Below are 19,532 nucleotides of genomic sequence, written 5' to 3'. Positions count from 1 at the left end.
GGCCTCAGCGGACATTAAGCCGCTCAGGCGTTTCCCCAGTGGCGCGCCGCTGGGGAACATACATTGACTCGACCTGCGGCGGCGGTACGGCATAGTTTCCCGGCGTGACCGCCCGCGACAGGTACAGCAAAGAAACCGGCATATGCGGCGAGATATCCACCGCCGCGACATAGCGGTCATCCCTGAACTCCTGATGTTTGATATCCGCTTGCTCCATGGCCTCAAGCAGGGAATTGACGCCGCTGGCGGCCTCTCCCAGGCTGGCGCTACTTTGGGTCAGATTCTGGTTTTCCAGTTCAAGCCCGGCCGGCAGCAGGTCAACAACCAGCGCATCGGGTACCCGTACTTCGGCAGTTACCCTAAGATGCACCAGCACCAACTGGCCGCTGTGTATCTGTGCCAGCGACAGATGATTGCCGTTGAGATCAAAGTATTCCCGGCTGATTGACATACTGTCGCCCGAGGCTGCCGGCGGCTGCTGCGGATAGCCGGTCAGGTCAAAACGGCTGTAAAGCGGCGCATCACCCGTGTTGGTCAACTGCAGTCCGCCCTCGAGCTGGCGGGCATCGTAACTCAGGTTCAGCGCTTTCTGGCTGACGGTCGGACTGCCCTGATTGAAAGAGACCTGCCAGGCAGGTTCGCTAGCGCCAATCAGATTACGGCCGGCCAAAAAGACCGCGTTGCTCTCCTGGGTAGACAGCCAATTCCTGCCGTAGAGCTGGTCGGCCAGCGATATCATCAGCTTGTCGCGTTCGGTCGGCAGCAACTGATATTCGTTGAGCAGGGCCAGTATCAAGGCACTGTCGCGCACCGGACTGCCGTAATCCGCCAAAGAGTCGCTGTCTTCCTGCCGCGGCAGTGCGAGTCCTGCCGCAATGGCGGTTTGCGCCCTGGGCATATCGCCCATCAGTCGCAGCGCTATGCCAAGCTGTACTACCGGCAAGCCGGATAGCGCCTGATCCCGATGCTGGTAGATTTGCCGCAGGGCCCCAAGCGGCGCCTGCTGTTGCCGCGCCAGCACCAGTCCGGCATAAGCCTGCACCGCAAAGCGGGTGTAATCCTGCTGGGAACTGTAGGGCACATCTATCTGGCTGGCATCCTGCAAATAGCGTTTTAACCGTTCGTTAGCCTTGTCCAGCGCCTGGGAAGAGACGCTGTAGCCCTGTTCCCGAGCGCGTACCAGAAAATCGGTAACATAGGCCGTTAACCAGTATTCTTCTTGAGAGCTCTGGCTCCACAGCCCGAAGCCGCCGTTATCCCGCTGCATACCGAGCAGATGTTCAATACCGATATCAATCGCCTGTCGGCGCGTGTCGTCATTCTCACCTTTGATGCCCAATGAGGCCAGTTGCTCTTGGCTGGAATACAAGGAAGGATACAGACCGCTGGTCGTCTGCTCCAGGCAACCGTAAGGATAGGCTTTCAGTTCAGCGATATAGCGGGCCAGATTAAGCGGCGGATTGCGTGTCAGCAGCAGCCGGCCCTCGGCGGTGCGTGGCGCCAGGCCGCTCAGCGCCTCCGGCGGCAGCATCCAGCCGGCGCCAGGCTGCAGTAGGGCGGCAAAATGCTGGGTCTGGGCCGGATAGGCCGGGCGGACGCCAATTTTCCAACTGCGGTGATAATCGGCTGCGCTTTCGCCAGGAAGGGTAAGGCCGCTTACCGTCACCGACACTTCTCCCTGGCCAAAGCCGGTCAGCGCCGTTACCGGCAGGGTAACGGTTTTACGCTGGCCATTGGCCAATTGTACCGATGAAGTCGCCGTCGCCGTATTACCGGAAGCGACCAGCCCGCTGAAGCGAGTCTGTAGGTTCAGCGTCTGGGGCTGGCCGGACATGTTGCTGACATCCAGCGACAGGTGGGTGGTATCCCCACCGGCCAGGAAACGCGGCGTCGACATCTCGACGACCACCGGCGCGGCAACGACGACTTTGGCATCAGCACTGCCGAAATTATCGTCGCTCCAGGCCTGAGCCATCAACCGCAGTTCACCGTTAAATTCCGGTATGGCCAGTTTTACTTCACCCTCGCCATTGGCATCCAACTGAACCGGCTGGGCCTGCTGAGCAACAATCGTGACCTCGGTGATGGGTTTTTTGCCGCCGCGGGACAGAACGTCCTCATCATCGCCATCACCACCATAGCGCAGGTTGGCCAGTCGCCCCTGGGCATCAATCAGCTGGCCATAGACATCGTACTGATCGACGCCGTAGCGCTTGCGTCCGAGGAATGCGTCAAAGGGATCGGGCGTTTTATATTCAGTGATATTCAGGATGCCTGCGTCGACTGCCGACAACAGCACATGGACCTTGTCGGGCAGTTTGCCGTCTTTGCGGCTGGCGTTGACTTTGACCGTCAGCGTCTGGTTGGGGCGCACTCGTGCAGGCGCATTCAGGGCCAGGTCAATCTTGCGTTTATCCCCTGCCAGCGGCAGATGCAATACGCCGACTGCCCGCTTGGGCGTAGATTGCAGCTGTTTATCGCCGGGTCGGATAACCAGGGCGCTGAGATAGAGATCATGGCGGTTCCAGTCTTTATCCAGCGGCACATCGATATCCATCCCCTGCTCAGGCACCGATATTTCCTGCCACCACAGCGGCCCTTCGCCGGACTCCACCAGCAGATAGCCTTTGCCGGCCGCCGGAGCCTGTATATGCAGTTTTACCTTGTCGCCAGGATGATAGGCGGGCTTGTCGAGTTTCAGCTTAACTTTATCCGGCCGTACCGCGCCGCTGCCGGCGGTATTATCCTGCCAGCTGTAACCCGCCCAGAAGCGGGTGCTGCTGACCAGATCATTTTCCGGATCAATGACGTCAAGCCGATAAGCGCCCCACTCCACCCCAAAGCTGACCTTGGCGCTATTGCCGGCGGTGATGTCGATATTGTCTTCGGCGACCAGCAGATCCTTTTTATCAAAGCGCGAATCCCAGCCGCTGCCTTCGGACCATTCCCAGTAGTAATCGCGACGTTCACGGACAAGACGCGCTTTAAGTCCCTGAACCGCCCGTTTTTCACCCTTGGCGCCGGCGTAGACTATGTCAAATTCAGCCTGGCTGTTTTCATCCACCATATACTGGGAGGTATAATCATTCCGGGTATAGTCGTAGACCTGCTGCTGGGCAAACAGCGGACGGATGCCGGCCAGCGTTTGAGCCGGCCACACCGCCTGATCGGCCCGGCGAGTCACCGGGCGGCCGCCGGACTCAAGCAGGCTGGCCTGCAAAATGATGTTTAGCGGCGAACGCACATCACTCCAGGTATTATCCACCGCAATGTCGGCTTTGCCCAGATCGTCCAGGCTAGCCTCAAACTCGTTAAGGGTCCGGGAAAGGTTTTCTTCGCTGATGTTGCCAAATTCAAAACCCGGCAACTGCGGCACCGCTTCGCGCATCGGCCGCATGAAAATTTGCGCCTGCAGCTGATTGCCGGCAGCAGGAGCGCCATAGAGATAGCGCCCGCTGACGCCGAAAGTCAACGGGCTGTCCATCGCCGGCTGCTGATCGCCTGATGTCAGTTCCAGGGCCATGCGCTCAGGCATGAAATCTTCGACCTTGAAGCTGTAGCTGCGCGGCTGGTTATCGCCAAGATTGAAGCGCAGCGACCAATCGCCGGTAGCGGCAGAGGCAGCAATCGGATATTGATAACGGTAGAGCCCGTTTTCCGGTTGCCAGACAAAGGTCCGGGCTACCTGGCCGTCAGGCTTTATCACTTCGACATTGATCGGCTGGGCGGCAAGCTGTTTGCCGTCGGCATCGCGAAGCAGTCCATTGATCTGCAGCAATTCGCCGGGCCGGTACACATCGCGCGGGCCAAAGGCAAACAGGTTCTTGCTATACCCTTTGGGCCCACCAATATCAAATTCGGTCAGATCGAGCGCCGCGCTGGATAAATCGATAAGGCTGGTATGTCCTTGCTGCATTGCCAGCAGAATTTTGGCTCGCGGATCAAGCGTAAGCCTGGCATGACCATTGGCCTCGGTGGAAGCTTCCGCCAGTTTTCCGCCCTTGTCGTCCAGTACTTGCAGCTGTGCGCCGCCGAGCGGCTTGCCATCGGCCAGACTCTGGCTAAAAACATCCATGCGGTCATGGTAACGATGCAGCGATACGCCGATATCGCTCAGAGAAAACAGTGTCGCCGGATTGGAGTAGCTGTAGTGACCGGCCTGCTGCATTACGGCCAGATAAACGCCGGGCTGCTTGAGCGGCTCAATGCCCGACAATGGCAGCAGCAGGCGCTGGCGGGTATTTTTTTCCGGATTAAGATCAAAGCGGCCGCTGTAGACCAGGTCGGCGCGGGAAAGCCATTCATCCGATTCCCAGGTAGAGAACGAGGTGCGATATTGCCAGTCAGTGATAAACGCCGGCAGCGCAGCTTGCCTGATGCGGAAAAAATTGACGTCGATTTTATCAACATTGAGCGCCATGACCGGCAGGCCTTCCGCCAGGCGGGTCGGCAGCAGCGACCCCTTGCTGGCGAAGCCAACGCTGGGCTGGATATCACGGGTGGTCAACTGATGCTGTTGCTCTTCACCAAGCGTAGCGCCATTAGCCGCCCGCATCCCGCCGTTGACCGTCACCATCAATTTTCGGTTGGGCTGTAAATGCCGCAGGCGCAGTTCGGTCAGACTGGGTGAAAGTTCCCATGCGCCATCGGGCTTGCCGGCTTTGGTATCGACCACCTGGGCCAGAGCGGAGAAATCCTGACTCGGATCCAACGGAACAGAAAAGGTCAGCACCAGAGTGCTGGCGCCGTCGAGCTGGATTTCGGACGCATCCAGCAGCGTCAGCGGTTTGCCGGCGGTTTTTTTGGCCAGCGCAGCCACGCTGGCGCTGTCGGGCTTTGTCACCGATGCCGCGGGGTGCGCTGGTGTGCCGTCGGCAGAAGTCGGGGCGGCAGCCTGCCCGGGCTTATCATCACAGCCGGCCAGCAGCGCCAGTATCGCCGCTAACATCGCTCCCTGGTAACGGCGCTTGCCGCAGCCCGATGCCGAAATTAAACTGAATGTCATCTTGATGGAAACTCCCTGGCTGATGCCGACAGCAAACGACGATTGAGTTGCAGCGCGATCAGTGAGCGGAGCGATCGCTGTTTTTATTTTCAATGGTTTTGTCAGAGGGAAATCTATATGAAGCATAGCGGACAATCAATGTGGCAATTGCCAAAAGCAATATGCCGCCGCATAAATAAATTATCCCAATATTTGGAGGATTATGATGTGATACATCGCCAATTAACAAACGCGTCAATGCAGTAATGGCAACGTAGAGTAAAAAACGAATCGGCATATGATTAGTTTTGAAATAAATACCAATCATTGCGCCTAATTCCAGATAAATAAACAGCAACAGAATATCATCGACGTTGATATCCCCTTCGATGACCATGCCGATAAACGCATGCACCGCCGCCCAGGCAGTGATGGCACCAATCCCGAACAAGGCGATGTAGTGAAATCCGTCTACGAAGAGGTTACCCAGCGAGTCCGCCTGGGCCTGCAGTCGGTTACGCAGTTTTTCAGACAGTTTTATTTCGTTCATAGCCCAATCCTTTTATTGTCATTATCAAACCCAAGCCGTCCGGGGTAGCATTAGAAAAGGCCAACGCGGCTCCTGTGTCAATTAAGCGGAGCTGGCGGCCCCCTTAACCTGAAACACTGCGCCATAATACGTCTGTTCTGAACAACAGGCGAGAAAAAGGCCCGCACTGTGGGCGGGCCTGATACTGCTTATTATAGTGTACTGATGATGATTTCCTGGTGTTGACGCACTAAAAATAACACCATGACGCAATCATTTCATTAGGTGATTATCCTAATAGCGTATCACTCGCAGCGGCATCGACGTGGCAAACCAGACAGGCCATCGGCTCAGACAGCACTTCAGCGTTCCACAGACTGGTGCCACTGTTTATCCGCCACCCGTTTGCCATTCAGGCTGACCTTCATTCGTCCCTGAACGATAAAGTGCGTCAGGGTGCTGGTCATCTCCAGACTGATATCGGCCTCGGTCCACCAATCCTTACGTCCCATTTTCAACGATTGCGTCAGCCGATAACGGGCTGAGAGGGGATCATGGTTTTTTATCGACAATTGGCGTTTAACGCGGTGATCCACTTGGGTATTGATCTCATCAAGCCGATATACCCCCTCGCCAAATACCCCGCCCACCGCATGGGTGACGGCGGTCCAGCAATCGGCCAGCACATCATAGGTCAGATGGCGATCGACCCTGCCCGGGGATAGCACCGTCAATGGCGTATCGGCGGCGGTTTCAGCCGACTCGGCAGGCCCGGTTATCGACAGTGGCGCATCGCAGACTGGCATAGACAGCCGGGCGCTGGAGAGATCAAGCGTCAGGGTGGCCTCTTCCGGCATCGGCCATACCAGCGGCCAGAAAGTGGTGGCAACCGATAATCGCAGCCGATGACCGGCGGCAAAACGCCAGCCAATACCGTCCAGCAGCAGGCTGACGTATACCGTTTCTCCCGGTATCAATGGCACTTTTTCATCCGGTCCCTGCAGATGAGCCAGGTTTTTCCAGCCGTGGGTTACCCGGTTGACCGCGCCATCCGTCGATACATCTGACAAGCGGACATACAGCATGGCTGCCGGTTTGTCGCTTTTCAACCTGACGTGAAAAAGCGGCCGGCCGAAAATGGATAGCGGTTCAGCCAACGGCGCGCCATCAAATATCACCGCCTGGCCGTCGTCTATGCGCTGGTCGGGCGGGCTTTCACCCAGTATCCCGGTCCCCATCCATTCCCCCCCCATCAGGCCATGGCTCTGGGGAGAGCAAACCGGCAGCCAAGACGCTGCGGCCGTCGGCTGGATATCCAACCGACCGCGATCAAGGTACAGCGATAGCGAGCGAATATTGCTGGCGCTACCGCTGTCAAAGCCGACCCACTCGCCCCTGGCCGACGGGCGCAGAGCGGAAGGCGGCTGGCTGTCATTGATCCAGGCCTGGATTTTTGATCCGTTCATCGCGTCGTTATCTTTACCTTTGAGCCAGCGATCCCACCAGGCTACCGCTTGCTGCAAAAAACCGATGGCCGGTTCAGGGGTACCGTCGTGCGGATAGACATGCGCCCAGGGACCGATGATCGCTCTCGCCGGCGCCTGCAGGTTATCCATCAGGCGAAATACCGCATTACTATAGGCATCAGCCCATCCACCGACCGCCAGCACCGGGCACTGAATAGCCGCCCAGTCTTCAGCGATTGACCCCTGTCGCCAGTAGTCATCGCGCAGCGGGTGTGCCAGCCAAATGGCCGGAAAGAACGGCATGCGTTCAAGCCGGGCTAGCCACTGCCGGTGGGCAGAGGGACCCAGCAATGCCGGATCTGGTGGACGGCTCTGGTAGGCCAGCATAATACCGCCCCACCAGAGATTATCGTTCAGCAGGCAGCCGCCTTTATAGTGGATATCATCGCTGTAACGATCATCACTGGAGCAAACGGCAATAATGGCCTTCAGCGCCGGCGGCCGGCGCGCAGCCAGCTGCAGGCTGTTGAACCCGCCCCAGGACTTGCCCATCATGCCGACCTGACCGCTGCACCAGCGCTGATGGCTTATCCAGTCAATAACCTCCAGCGCGTCTTGCTGCTCCTGCAGCAGATATTCATCGGCCAGCAGTCCATCGGACTCGCCGCAGCCACGCATATCCACGCGCAATACCGCGAAGCCATGGCCGGCAAAATAGCCATGCATCGGTTGATCCCGACTACGGGTACCGTCACGCTTGCGATAGGGAAGATATTCGAGGATCGCCGGGACCGCGGCGGTGAAAGCCGTGTCAGGCAACCACATGCGCGCCGCCAGCCGCATACCGTCACTTAATGGGATCCACAGATGTTCGGTGATGTGGAATGCAAAAGGGAAATCACTGACAATACGTTTCATCATAATTATGCCGTTGGACGTTTTGCCTGTTTTATCAACAGCTCATCCAGCCAGTTGGTGCGCATTTCCGGTACCGAGTTCAACAAGGTTTCGGCGCAGGGATGCATAGGAGGACTGAACACCTGATCGGTGGCGCCGCTGACCAGGATATTGCCTTGATACATTACCGCCACCTGATGAGCGATACGCTTTACAGTGGCGAGGTCATGGGTGATAAACAGATAGGACAGGCCGAACTGCCGCTGCAACTGACGCAACAGCCGGAGCACCTGTTCCGCTATCAGGGGATCCAGGGCCGAGGTAGCTTCATCGCAGATAATCAGCTCAGGCTTGGCCGCCAGCGCCCGGGCAATGCACACCCGCTGTTTCTGACCAACGGAGAGTTCGCCCGGATAGCGGTTCATCAGCCCGGGCGACAGTTCGGTCAGGCGCAGCAACTCCTCGACCCGATAGCTGACCTGCCGGGGCGACAAATCAAAATAGAAGGCCAGCGGACGGCCGATGATTTCAAGGATGCTCTGCCGTGGATTCAGGGCCACATCCGGTATCTGGTAAATCAACTGTATCCGGCGCAGCGTTTCTTTACCGCGCCGCTGATAGCGGTTATCCAGCGGCTGGCCGTCAAAGGTCACCAGACCCTGGGTAGCGGGAAGCAGCCCGGCCAAAGCCCGGGCCAGCGTGCTTTTGCCGCTGCCCGACTGGCCTATCACCGCCAGCGTCTGGCCGCGATGCAACGTCAGGTTAAGGTCGCGGATCACCGGTTGCCGGTTATAACCGCTAGTGAAATGGCGGATCGCCAAGAGCGGCTGACTGGCATCGACGGCCTTGCCGAGCGGCTGGGTTGCGCGATGGGACCGTTCCGATACCAGACGGCGAGTATAGTCCTGAGCGGGCTCGGCGAGGATGGCGGCCGCGTTGCCGGTCTCGACTTGCCGGCCCTGCCGCAACACCATAATGCGGTCGGCTATCTGTGCCACTACCCCCAGATCGTGGGTGATATACAGGGCGGCGGTATTGAATTCCCGCACCAGCTTGCGCAGCATCACCAGTACCTCAAGCTGGGTGGTGACATCCAGGGCGGTGGTGGGTTCGTCCATCACCAGCACAGCAGGTCGGCAGGACATAGCCATCGCCGCCATCGCCCGCTGCAGCTGTCCGCCGGAAAGCTGATGAGGGTAGCGCCGACCGATATGCTCAGCATCGGGCAAGTCCAGAGCGCGAAACAGCCTCACCGCCCATGCCTGCGCCTGGGCCTGCGTCATCAGTCGGTGTCGCAGTGGCCCTTCACACACCTGCCGACCGATTGTCAGCGCAGGATTGAACGCCGCCGCCGCGCTTTGCGCCACATAGGCCACCTTGCTACCGCGCAGACCGCGGCGCAGGGCCGCGGGAAGCTTGAGTATATCGATGCCGTTGAGCAACACTTCGCCACCGCTGATATAGCATCCCTGGCGGGCATAGCCCAAGGCTGCCAATCCGATGGTAGACTTGCCGGCACCGGATTCACCAATCAGCCCAAGCACTTCCCCCCGCTGAAGCGTCAGGGAAATATCCTGCACCAGCGGAACATCATGCTGGGTTTTTACCCACAGACCGCGCATTTCCAGGAGAGCAGCATTCATCAGCACCTCCTCCCTGGAAGATCACTGCGCGCCAACAGCCAATCCACCACCAGATTGACGCCGATAGTTAACAGCGCGATGGCCAGAGCCGGATAAAGGGGGGCCAATTGACCGAGGTTTATCGCCTGGGCATTATCACGCACCATGCCGCCCCAGTCGGCGTACGGCGGCTGGATCCCCAGGCCAAGGAAGCTCAGGCCGGCAATAAACAGCAAAGTGAAGCAAAAGCGCATGCCGAATTCAGCCAACAGCGGCCCGATGGCGTTGGGCAGGATTTCTTTATACAGCATCCAGCCCAGCCCTTCGCCGCGAAGCAGGGCCGCTTCCATATATGGCTGACAGACTATGCCTTGCGCCACTAGCCTTGCCAGCCGGAATACCCGGGTGGCATCCAGCAAGGCAATGGTCATTATCAATACCGGAATCGAAGTGCCCAGCACCGACAGTACGATGAGCGCCAGGATAAGCACCGGAACGGACATCAGCGTATCCACTGCCCTGGTCAGCAACGCATCTACCCAGCGGCCATAAAGGGCAGCGGCAAAGCCACTGATAATACCGATGACAAAAGAGCTTAGGGTGATGGCCAGCGCAATGGCGATAGTGGTGCGCGCACCGAAGAGTATGCGTGACAGCATGTCCCGTCCCAGACTGTCGGTGCCCAGCGGCGAGTGAAGCGACGGCATCATCCAGATATCGCCTACGGTATCCGTCTCATTATGCGGCGCAAGCCAGGGGGCAAATAATGCGCCGATAATATTGATGGCAATAATCGCCAGCCCCATCTTGGCCGGGATTGGCAGCGCGGCATCTTTGATTGATTTCATGGCTTACCTCCCATGCCGCAGTCGTGGGTTACACCACATCGCCAGCAGATCGGCGGTGGTGTTCAACAGAATATAGGTTCCGCCGAACAGCAGCCCGCAGGCCTGGACCACCGGCAAATCTCGTTTGGTCACCGCATCAACCATCAGTTGCCCTACCCCCGGGTAGACAAACACCACCTCAACCAGGATAACCCCCACCACCAGATAGGCCAGATTAAAGGCAATGACATTGATTACCGGGGCAAGCGCGTTAGGCAACGCATGGCTTAACACTATGCGCCAGTTGACGATGCCTTTAAGCACCGCTGTTTCGATATAGCTGCTGGACATGACTGCGCCGACCGAAGCACGGGTCATGCGCAGCATATGGGCCAACACGACCAGCACCAGCGTCAGCATCGGCAGCGTACAATGATATAGCCTTTCGCTCAGGCCGGTTTCAGGACTGACCATCGACAGGCTGGGGAACCAGGCCAGCCTGACAGACAGAAACATCACCAGCAGATAGCCGACAAAAAACTCCGGTACCGATATGCACAGCAGCGTCAGGCCATTGGTCAGGCGATCGAATAGCGTGCCGCGCCAAACAGCAGAGGCGATACCCAGCAATACCGCCAGGGGAATGGCGATAACCGCCGCATAGGCTGCCAGGAACAGACTGTTGCCGAGCCTCGGCAACAGGTCTTCGGCGATAGGACGGCCATTGGTCAGCGACCTGCCCAGATCGCCGTGCAGCATAGGGTATAGCCACTGTAAATAGCGCTTTAGGGCGGGCTGATTCAGTCCACGCTGTTCACGCAGTGCCGCCAGCGTTTCAGGCGTACCGTTTTGACCAAGAATCGCGCTGGCGACATCGCCGGGCAGCAGTTCAGTGGCGACAAAGATCAGCAGTGAGACCAGCCACAGCGTCAGCACTGCCAGCACCATCCGTTGCAGAATAGGTAAGTTCATCATGATGCGAGCCACACCCGTTCAGCCAGACGGCCGCCCATGAAATTGAACATAGGATGAGGCGCTGCGCCGCCTATGCTGCTGCTGACGGCATCCAGATAATCGCCGAACAGCGGGATCAGTGAACCGCCGTGATCCCGCACGATGCTTTGCAGTTCGCCATATATCTGCCGCCGCTGATTGTTATCCTGCAGCGCACGGGCCTGCAGCAGCAGCGTATCGAATTTATTATCACTCCAGTGTGAGTCGTTCCATTTGGCAGTGGACCGGTAGGCGGTAGAAAACATTTGATCTGCGGTAGGACGCCCCCCCCAGTACCCCATTGAGAAGGGCGCTTTCATCCAGGCATCATCCCAGTAACTGTCCGCCGGCTGACGCTTGATATTCATCTGCAGTCCGGCTTTGCCGGCCTGTCCCTGGAACAGGGCCGCCGCATCCATCGCGCCGGCAAAGGCCGCATCCGACGCAAACAGATCCAGATTCAACCTTTCCAATCCGGCTTTTTTCAAGTAGAACCTGGACTTATCAGGATCATAGCCGCGTTGCGCTAGCGCCGGATTAAAAAACCGGTCGCTTCGCGGAATCGGATGGTCATTGCCGAGCGAGCCATAGCCGCGCAGCACGGTCGCCAGTATTTTCTCACGATCAATACCGTGTTTGATGGCCAGACGGATATCATTGCGGTTGTAGGGCGCTGCCCGGCAGTCCATCAAGAAGGTAAAATGCTGGCCGCCGGACGAACGGATAATCCTGATAGCCGGGCGGTGCTTAAGGAAATCAACGGTTTTGAAATCGACCCGGTTAATGGCATGCACTTGCCCGGAAATAAGCGCATTGGTGCGGGCGGTGTGATCATTGATAACCAGCACTTCGACGGCATCCACCCATGCCCGTTTCGGTTTCCAGTAATCGGGATTACGTTTAAACAGCGATCTGACGCCCGGTTCGTAATGATCAAATACAAAGCCGCCGGTACCCACTGGCCGCGACCAGTCGGTAAAGTCCTTGGGAACCACGACCAGATGATAATCAGCCAGCAGATAGGGCAAATCGGCATTTGGACTGTCAAGGGTTATCCGGATACGGCCATCAGCGGTTTTCTCAAGGCGGCTAATGCAATCAAGCTGAGTGCGAATAGCACTGTGCGATTTTTTTCCCCGATGCAGATTAATAGAGTAGATAATATCGTCTGCATCCAGCGTCTTGCCATTGTGAAAAGTGACGCCCCGGCGCAGCGTAAACAACCATTCGGCCGCGCCAGGTTCGGCGTGCCAGCTTTCAAACAGTTCCGGGACGGCATTGTTGGCATCATCAATTTCAATCAGACCATTCATCAGCATATATGCCTGATTCAACGGCACCCAGTCATTGAAGAGAGTGGGATCCAGCGTATCACTGGTATTACCGCCGGCCATGCCAAGCCTCAAGAGGCCACCTTTTCTCGGTACCGCGCTCGGGGCAGCCAGGGCGGCAACGCCAGAAAGTGCTGCCACGGTAGCAATGCCCAATACAGATCCGGCCGTGATAAAACGTCGGCGATTGATTGAGCCTTCCCTGATTAATTTCTTCAGAGAGTTATTATTGTCGGTCATTTATTCCTGCTCCATATGATTTCATCCAGCGCCAGCAATGATGCAGTTGGCTGAACGAGTCCGCTTTATATCAAAACAATGGGAAATAGCCGCATGAGCATTTATCATGAGAGCATGCGAAAAATGCGCACCACGGTTTCGAACATGTATATATTACCCAAATAATTTATATTTGAATTTTAATCAGCCTGATAGCGCTACTTAGATCCACAGCGTGATGACTCACGGCTCAGCCACCAGCAAGCAATCAGCGAATTAAAATATAACTAATTAAAAATTAATAAATTAATAATCAATTACCAACCATTAACCACCAACCACCAACCTCCAACCACCAACCACCAACCACCAACCATTAACCATTAACCATTAACCATTAACCATTAACCATTAACCATTAACCATTAACCATTAACCACTAATGATTAATCATTAATCATTAATCATTAATCATTAATCATTGAGACATTATTGAATCCGACGCTGTTTACTGATGAATAAGCCCCACACAAACTCCATGCCGCCATATATTTTTTCTCAATGCGGTTACGGTATTATATTTTTTACTGCCGCCTTGCGGCTGATAGTGAATTACTTTAATAACTTAAGTTCGGCGTCGTGATTGATTTATAAGGGCCGAATCTATTAATTTTGCGTATTTAGACATATTCCCGCTGGGAAATAACATTTTAACTCAGATGTCAAAAACTGGCTTTCGTTATAACAACCGTCAAGTGTTCTAAATGACGGGTACATTACCTGATAATCTCAGCGAAATTTCAAGACTGAATGCTGGATTGCAACCAGTGAATAACCTGGTGAATCACCGGCCGGGTGTACCTGTCCTGGGGAGTGAGTAAAAAACATTTTCCTTTGGCCGCCAGCTTGAACGGATGCGCCGCCATCAGCTCCCCCCGGTTGAGCTTGTCCTGTACCAGCCCTTCCCATCCCAGCAGGATCCCGTCACCCTGAATGCCTGCCTGCACCAGGAACGAATAACTGTTGGCCCGCCAGCTCTGGGCCGGAAGAAAGCGGTTGATACCCTGAGAGATAAACCAGTCTGCCCAACCGGTCCATTCTCGCTGCGGATCATCCTGCACCAGCAGCGTATGGTTGAGCAGATCCAGGGGACAAGTCAGTCGGCCGATGCGCCCCAGGCAGGAGGGTGAACACATCGGATAGCAGATTTCATCAAACAGCGCGACAGACTGGAATCCCGCTGGCGGCTCGTGAAGGTAAAAAATAGCCAGGTCGAACTCCGACGACTTAAGGTCGGCAAAACTGTCGGACGTCTTCAGACGAAGCTGCAGTTCAGGCATGGCCAGACGCAAAGAAGAAAGCCTGGAGCTCAGCCATAGCGATCCTATGGCGGCGGTACAGGCGATAGTGACCTGGGGCATACCACTCCATCCCATCACTTCTGCCGTCGACTTGGAAATTCCAGCCAGCAGCTTGCGTACCTGCAGGGCGTAGACCTCACCGCGCGGCGTCATCAGCACCCTACGCTGCGCTCTCAGGAATAATTTGCAGCCCAGCATCTCTTCCAATTGGATAATCTGCCGGCTGATGGCGCTTTGCGTAAGATTCAATTCCTGGGCTGCGCGGGAAAAATTGCAATAGCGTGCGACGCATTCAAAAGCCACCAAGGTATTGAGCGGCGGCAGAGGTTCAATCTGCATTGGGGAGGTACCTCCGGAAAATATCATCGCCATGCCAGGGCGGCGAGATTATCACAGCGATGCTGCAAACCGTTTTTTTCATTCAATAAATCCCGCAGCCGTGGTAAAACCATTAGCCTTTCATGAACTTTTAAACGCGGTTATGTGCAATGCGATTATCGATATCGGACAGGTTTGTTCCGTTCCTGCTGGTTTTAGGCTCTATCGTTTCACTTTCAATCGGTACCTCGATCGCTAAAGACCTGCTTTTTCCGGTTATTGGCCCAACCGGTACCACCGCATTGCGAACCGGCTTTTCGGCGTTAATCCTGTTGCTGATCTGGCGTCCGTGGCGCCAGCCCATTCGTGGCCGCGATGTCAAATTCATCGCCTTTTACGGCCTGACGTTGGGCATGATGAATCTGTGCTTTTACCTGGCGCTGAACACTATCCCCTTCGCGTTGGCGGTAGCGATTGAATTTATCGGCCCCTTGACGGTAACGGTTATCTACTCCCGTAAACCAACCGATTTTATCTGGATAGCCCTGGCGACAGTGGGCATCCTGCTGATATTACCGCTTAACGGCAGCGACAGCGGCCTGGATATCACCGGTGTATTATTCGCACTGGGTGCGGCTTTTTGCTGGGGATTGTATATCGTTTTTGGTAAACGAGTCAGCCATCTGCATTCCGGTCATACCGTCGCCATCGGCCTGATATTCGCTTCAATGGTGACGCTGCCGGCCGGCATTAATGAACTTGGCCCATTGTTTGACCACCCCTGGATCCTGCTTATCGGCTTCATGATCGCCGGCATTTCCAGTGCCCTGCCGATGTCACTTGAAATGGCGGCGTTAAGGCGACTGCCTCATAAAACGTTCGGCATCCTGATCAGTATGGAGCCGGCAGTGGCGGCGATAGTGGCATTTTTTATGCTGGCGGAAAGCCTGACGCCGGTACAGCTGGTAGCGGTTGCATTTTCTATTTGCGCCGGTGTGGGCAGCGCCATGACCGCGCGCGCTAAAATCGACACCCTGCCGGTATAGCCATGCCAGCGGTGTTTGAGGACGCTACAAGCGGTAATAATCGGGAAAATTGCGTCCAAATATAGGTTGGCGTTAAAAAAATAAACTACAAATCAATTGGATAAAAAGCGTTGAATTCAGGTTCATCGCCGGAGATGTTGTTAAATAGTCTAGCCGGGTATAATGTTGCGCCTTGAATCTTTTTTGTCATCGTCAATGGTGTGGTTTTAATTGTCGATACGTCATCCAAACGAGGTTGCTTTGTCTGAATTTACCCCCGCCCAACGTCCGCGCCGCTTGCGCAAATCACCTTCCGTACGCGCGCTGTTCCAGGAGTCCCGACTGAGCCTGCATGACCTGGCCTTGCCGATCTTTATCGAAGAAGGCATCAGCGACTATACCCCGATAAAAGCCATGCCCGGCGTGGTGCGTATCCCGGAACACCGGCTGGCCTATGAAATAGAGCGGATTGCCAAGGCGGGGATTGGTTCGGTAATGACGTTCGGTATATCGCATCACACCGACAGCGAAGGCAGCGATACCTGGCAGGAAAAGGGGCTGGTGGCCAGAATGTCACGCATCTGCAAAGACGCAGTGCCGGAAATGATCGTGATGTCCGACACCTGCTTTTGCGAATACACCAGTCACGGTCACTGCGGCGTGCTCCATGGCAGTGAAGTCGACAATGACGCTACGCTCAAAAACCTGGGTAAACAAGCGGTTGCCGCCGCTCGCGCCGGCGCTGATTTTATCGCCCCTTCGGCGGCTATGGATGGCCAGGTGGCAGCCATTCGCCGTGCGCTGGATGAGGCTGGCTTTATCGATACCGGCATCATGTCCTATTCAACCAAGTTTGCGTCTTCATTCTATGGCCCATTCCGTGAAGCAGCCGGCACCTCGCTCAAGGGCGATCGCAAGACTTATCAGATGAACCCGATGAACCGCCGAGAAGCGATCAGGGAATCGCTGATTGACGAGGCCGAAGGCGCCGATGCCCTGATGGTCAAGCCAGCGGGTCCTTATCTGGATGTGCTGCGTGATATTCGTGAGCGGACCGAGTTGCCGCTGGCCGCTTACCAGGTCAGCGGAGAATACGCGATGATCAAATTTGCCGGCCAGGCAGGCGCGATTAACGAACAGGCTGTGGTACTGGAAAGCCTGGGCGCGATTAAGCGCGCCGGTGCGGATATCATTTTCAGTTATTTCGCCCTGGATCTCGCCGAGAATCATTTGCTTTAATCCCCTGCACTCCAGCGGGACCTGTCAGTGCTTGCGGGCAGGTCACCCGGCACAGGGTAGTGAACCGGGCGACGTGGACTCATTGTCTGATGGTTGACTGATGGCATGGGAATATGAATTTCCATTTTTTCCCGGCCATTGGGAAACCCGGGCTGCCGAGGCCCGGTTATTTTTACCGCCCGTCGAGCAAATTCCCCATCAGAATAGTGGTGATAACCCCGGTGGCGGCGGCTATCAATACATAGCGCCCGTCGATATAGGACCAGTAATGCCCACGCGGTGGTGGCTGCAGGCCACGGTGATGCCAGTCATCCACTCGGTAATAGTCGCCTCGATAGCGCTCCGGAGCAGGATATCCACGCCTGAACTCATCTCCCCGCCAGGCGAATCGATTGCGATCGCCGCCGCGCCAACCCTGATAGTCACGCTCGCGAAAATCGCCACGCCCATTGCCGTGATAACCGCGGCGATGCATCTCACCTCGACCCGCGTGCCAGTCCGGTCCGCCGCGGCGTTCGTCCCAGCGAGCCCCGTGACCACGGTCATCGCCCCGACCGCCGGCATAGGAGGCCGGGGACATCAGACTGGTCAGGGTAAAAAGCGTTATCACCAGCGCCAACATCGTTTTATTCATCATGATATCCTTAAAACGGCAACGTCTTGGATAAGCCCGTCGATATCAATATTGCCTGAATGCCGTCAGCCGAATATAGCCATTTATCTTAAAATAAATGCCCTTACGGTTATTTACGCATCTTAATGATATGCTAACACTTCGTTTATTTCCCAGATAAGCAGGCAGAGCAGGCTGTAGCCGGTTAACCGTCTGATGGGGTGGACATTTGTAATACTGACGGCATACATGGCTCAATTTATTAAAAAAATCCGGTCCAATTACTCTCCCAGCGCGTTATTTAATATGATCGAAGTAATAATTCCGGTGGCGGCGGCAATCAGTACATAGTTCCCATCGATATAGGCCCAATGCTCACCGCGAGGGGGCTGCCGCAGGCCCCGGTCACGCCAGTCGCTGACCCGGTATTGCTCACCACGGAATGGTTGCGGAGCCGCGTATCCCCTCCTGAAATCATGGCCTTGCCAGGCGAAGCGGTCCCGCTCAACCGACCGGGGCGCCTGGTCATGCGCCATCCGCTGGTCGTTCTGCCTGCCCAGTTCCCCTGGGTGGCCGCCGTGCTGAGGCTGCCATTGCTGCGGGTCCTGGTGGCCGCCGTGCTGAGGTTGCCATTGCTGCGGGTCCTGGTGACCGCCCGGTCCACCGGCAAAAGCAGCGTTCGACAATAAACTGCCTGAGGTTGATATAGCCAGAATAAATGCCAGCGGTAATTTTTTCATTTTACTTCCCTCATTAAAATTACGGCGAATCAAACTGCCGTCATCACGCAATATCACTTATGATAGGCGATGAAAATAGAGAGAAATATCTCAAAAGGTGCTAACTGACGCGGCTTTACCCAGCTTAATGTAATCCTAACATTTGTCATAAATCAGGGTGGTTTTTCCCTATTTCTTTATTGGCTGACGAATAATTGACGCCGGAACTGCGTCAGTCGCTCAATACCGTCATGGGTTATCAAAATAGTTTCAGACATACCAAACCCACGGGCCAGAACATAGGTATGAAACGTCATGCCGGGCTCAAACCGCCAGTCACTGCCAGGGGCCGCCTCCAGAGGCTCACCGCCGTTGGGGGCCAGCAGCAGCCCGACCGAATAAAAGGTTTTATTGGTATAGGTCTCCCGTAACCCCGCGCTGAGCACTCCTTGCCGATAGATTTCATCCGGCACGTTGGCCGGTACTCCCGGCCTGACCTCAGACAAAGCCGCATCCTGGATGGCAATCAGCGTTTCTACCGTTCGATAATCCTCATCTGTCGCCTCGGCCACTTTTATCGGCCGCATAAAGCGCGCGTGGTAATGGCGAACATTGGGTATGGTTTCGATTTGCACGGTGTCCCCCCGGTTCAAGACCCGGTCGCTATAGCCACCGTGCAGATGCAGGGCGCGTTCGCCGGAGGACATCACGCCGGGCCCGGGCAAGTCACTGCCGGCGCGGATCATTGCGCTGCAGATCTGGGCGGCCATTTCACGTTCGCTGACGCCAGGCAGCGCTGAAGCTATTGCTGCCTGCATACCAGCCTCGGCCGCTCTTGCCGCGCGTCGCTGATAAGTGAGTTCCGCTGCCGATTTAATGAAGCGCATGCGGCTCAGCAACCCTCCGGCATCACGCCATTGGGCTTTGGGCAGGCCGGCGCGCAGCCCATTGAATCGGGCTACCGACAATGGCCAGGCATCCATTTCCACCAGCAGGCACGGCGATTCTCCCAGCCTGGAACGAATGGCGTTAACCGCCAGCGTCGTTTTGTCATCGCTGTCGCTCCACATCACCCGGTCCGGATAACAGCAGGTGGTGTCCAGGTAGTAGGCTTCCACATCCCGGCAGATAACCGTCGGCAGGCCTTCCCTGGGAATGATGGCAAACTGGAAGGATGAATAGGCGCGGGTATAAAAGCCGGTCAGCCAGGTCACGCTTTCGGGCATAAAGGCCAGCAGTGCATCAAAGCCCTGTTGGTGCAGGCTGGCCTGTACCCGCCTCAAACGCTCACTGAACTCCTGTTCGCTAAACCAATACTGTTTGTCTGCCATGGAGATATCCTGTTGTCTATCGCCCGGGCGCGCTGGCGCCGGGTCATGAAGATGAGTT

13 protein-coding genes are annotated in these 19,532 nt (G+C 56.1%); 2 read left to right on the top strand and 11 right to left on the bottom strand.

All coding sequences use genetic code 11. The features are described 5' to 3' along the window. Positions 1–4: 4 nt before the first annotated feature. From EDC52_RS14270 to EDC52_RS14235, 8 genes are all read right to left on the bottom strand, one after another. Positions 5–5,005, bottom strand: coding sequence for an alpha-2-macroglobulin family protein (locus EDC52_RS14270; protein ID WP_131866018.1), 5,001 nt, complete (start codon positions 5,003–5,005; stop codon positions 5–7). 58 nt (positions 5,006–5,063) lie between these two features. Continuing rightward, entirely contained in the window at positions 5,064–5,534 is a 471-nt protein-coding gene (locus EDC52_RS14265; RefSeq protein WP_131866016.1) for a phosphate-starvation-inducible protein PsiE, read from the bottom strand. Positions 5,535–5,875: 341 nt separating this feature from the next. Continuing rightward, positions 5,876–7,897 (bottom strand): CocE/NonD family hydrolase, encoded by a 2,022-nt coding sequence (locus tag EDC52_RS14260; protein ID WP_131866302.1) that lies wholly within the window; start codon positions 7,895–7,897, stop codon positions 5,876–5,878. 5 nt (positions 7,898–7,902) lie between these two features. Then, entirely contained in the window at positions 7,903–9,519 is a 1,617-nt protein-coding gene (locus tag EDC52_RS14255) for an ABC transporter ATP-binding protein (RefSeq protein ID WP_131866014.1), read from the bottom strand. After that, a complete protein-coding gene (locus tag EDC52_RS14250; protein ID WP_131866012.1) occupies positions 9,519–10,346 on the bottom strand; it encodes an ABC transporter permease in 828 nt (275 codons plus the stop codon). The genes EDC52_RS14255 and EDC52_RS14250 overlap by 1 nt, the downstream gene beginning before the upstream one ends. Positions 10,347–10,349: 3 nt before the next feature. After that, positions 10,350–11,297, bottom strand: coding sequence for an ABC transporter permease (locus tag EDC52_RS14245; protein WP_131866300.1), 948 nt, complete (start codon positions 11,295–11,297; stop codon positions 10,350–10,352). Further along, on the bottom strand, positions 11,297–12,889 hold the full coding sequence (locus EDC52_RS14240; protein ID WP_131866010.1) for an ABC transporter substrate-binding protein: 1,593 nt from the start codon (positions 12,887–12,889) through the stop codon (positions 11,297–11,299). The genes EDC52_RS14245 and EDC52_RS14240 overlap by 1 nt, the downstream gene beginning before the upstream one ends. Before the next feature lie 779 nt (positions 12,890–13,668). Continuing rightward, a complete protein-coding gene (locus EDC52_RS14235) occupies positions 13,669–14,568 on the bottom strand; it encodes a LysR substrate-binding domain-containing protein (RefSeq protein ID WP_131866008.1) in 900 nt (299 codons plus the stop codon). 149 nt (positions 14,569–14,717) lie between these two features. Between EDC52_RS14235 and EDC52_RS14230 the strand changes: the two genes are divergently transcribed. Together EDC52_RS14230 and hemB are read left to right on the top strand one after the other, a co-directional pair. Next, positions 14,718–15,593: an EamA family transporter gene (locus tag EDC52_RS14230; protein WP_131866006.1), complete on the top strand. Its 876-nt coding sequence runs from the start codon at positions 14,718–14,720 to the stop codon at positions 15,591–15,593. A 240-nt stretch (positions 15,594–15,833) separates the two neighbouring features. After that, positions 15,834–16,811: a porphobilinogen synthase gene (hemB, locus tag EDC52_RS14225; protein WP_131866004.1), complete on the top strand. Its 978-nt coding sequence runs from the start codon at positions 15,834–15,836 to the stop codon at positions 16,809–16,811. A 172-nt stretch (positions 16,812–16,983) separates the two neighbouring features. On the opposite strand, the gene EDC52_RS14220 is transcribed toward hemB, so the two are convergent. From EDC52_RS14220 to EDC52_RS14210, 3 genes are all read right to left on the bottom strand, one after another. Continuing rightward, entirely contained in the window at positions 16,984–17,448 is a 465-nt protein-coding gene (locus EDC52_RS14220; protein ID WP_329955560.1) for an RcnB family protein, read from the bottom strand. Between the two features lie 257 nt (positions 17,449–17,705). After that, a complete protein-coding gene (locus tag EDC52_RS14215; RefSeq protein ID WP_131866003.1) occupies positions 17,706–18,164 on the bottom strand; it encodes an RcnB family protein in 459 nt (152 codons plus the stop codon). Positions 18,165–18,340: 176 nt separating this feature from the next. Next, entirely contained in the window at positions 18,341–19,474 is a 1,134-nt protein-coding gene (locus tag EDC52_RS14210; RefSeq protein ID WP_131866002.1) for a M24 family metallopeptidase, read from the bottom strand. Positions 19,475–19,532: the final 58 nt, after the last annotated feature.

The sequence above is a fragment of the Biostraticola tofi genome, from assembly GCF_004343195.1.
GTDB classification, from domain to species: domain Bacteria; phylum Pseudomonadota; class Gammaproteobacteria; order Enterobacterales; family Enterobacteriaceae; genus Biostraticola; species Biostraticola tofi.
Note: the sequence above shows the minus strand (reverse complement) of the source record. Positions and strands in the feature narration are given on the sequence as shown.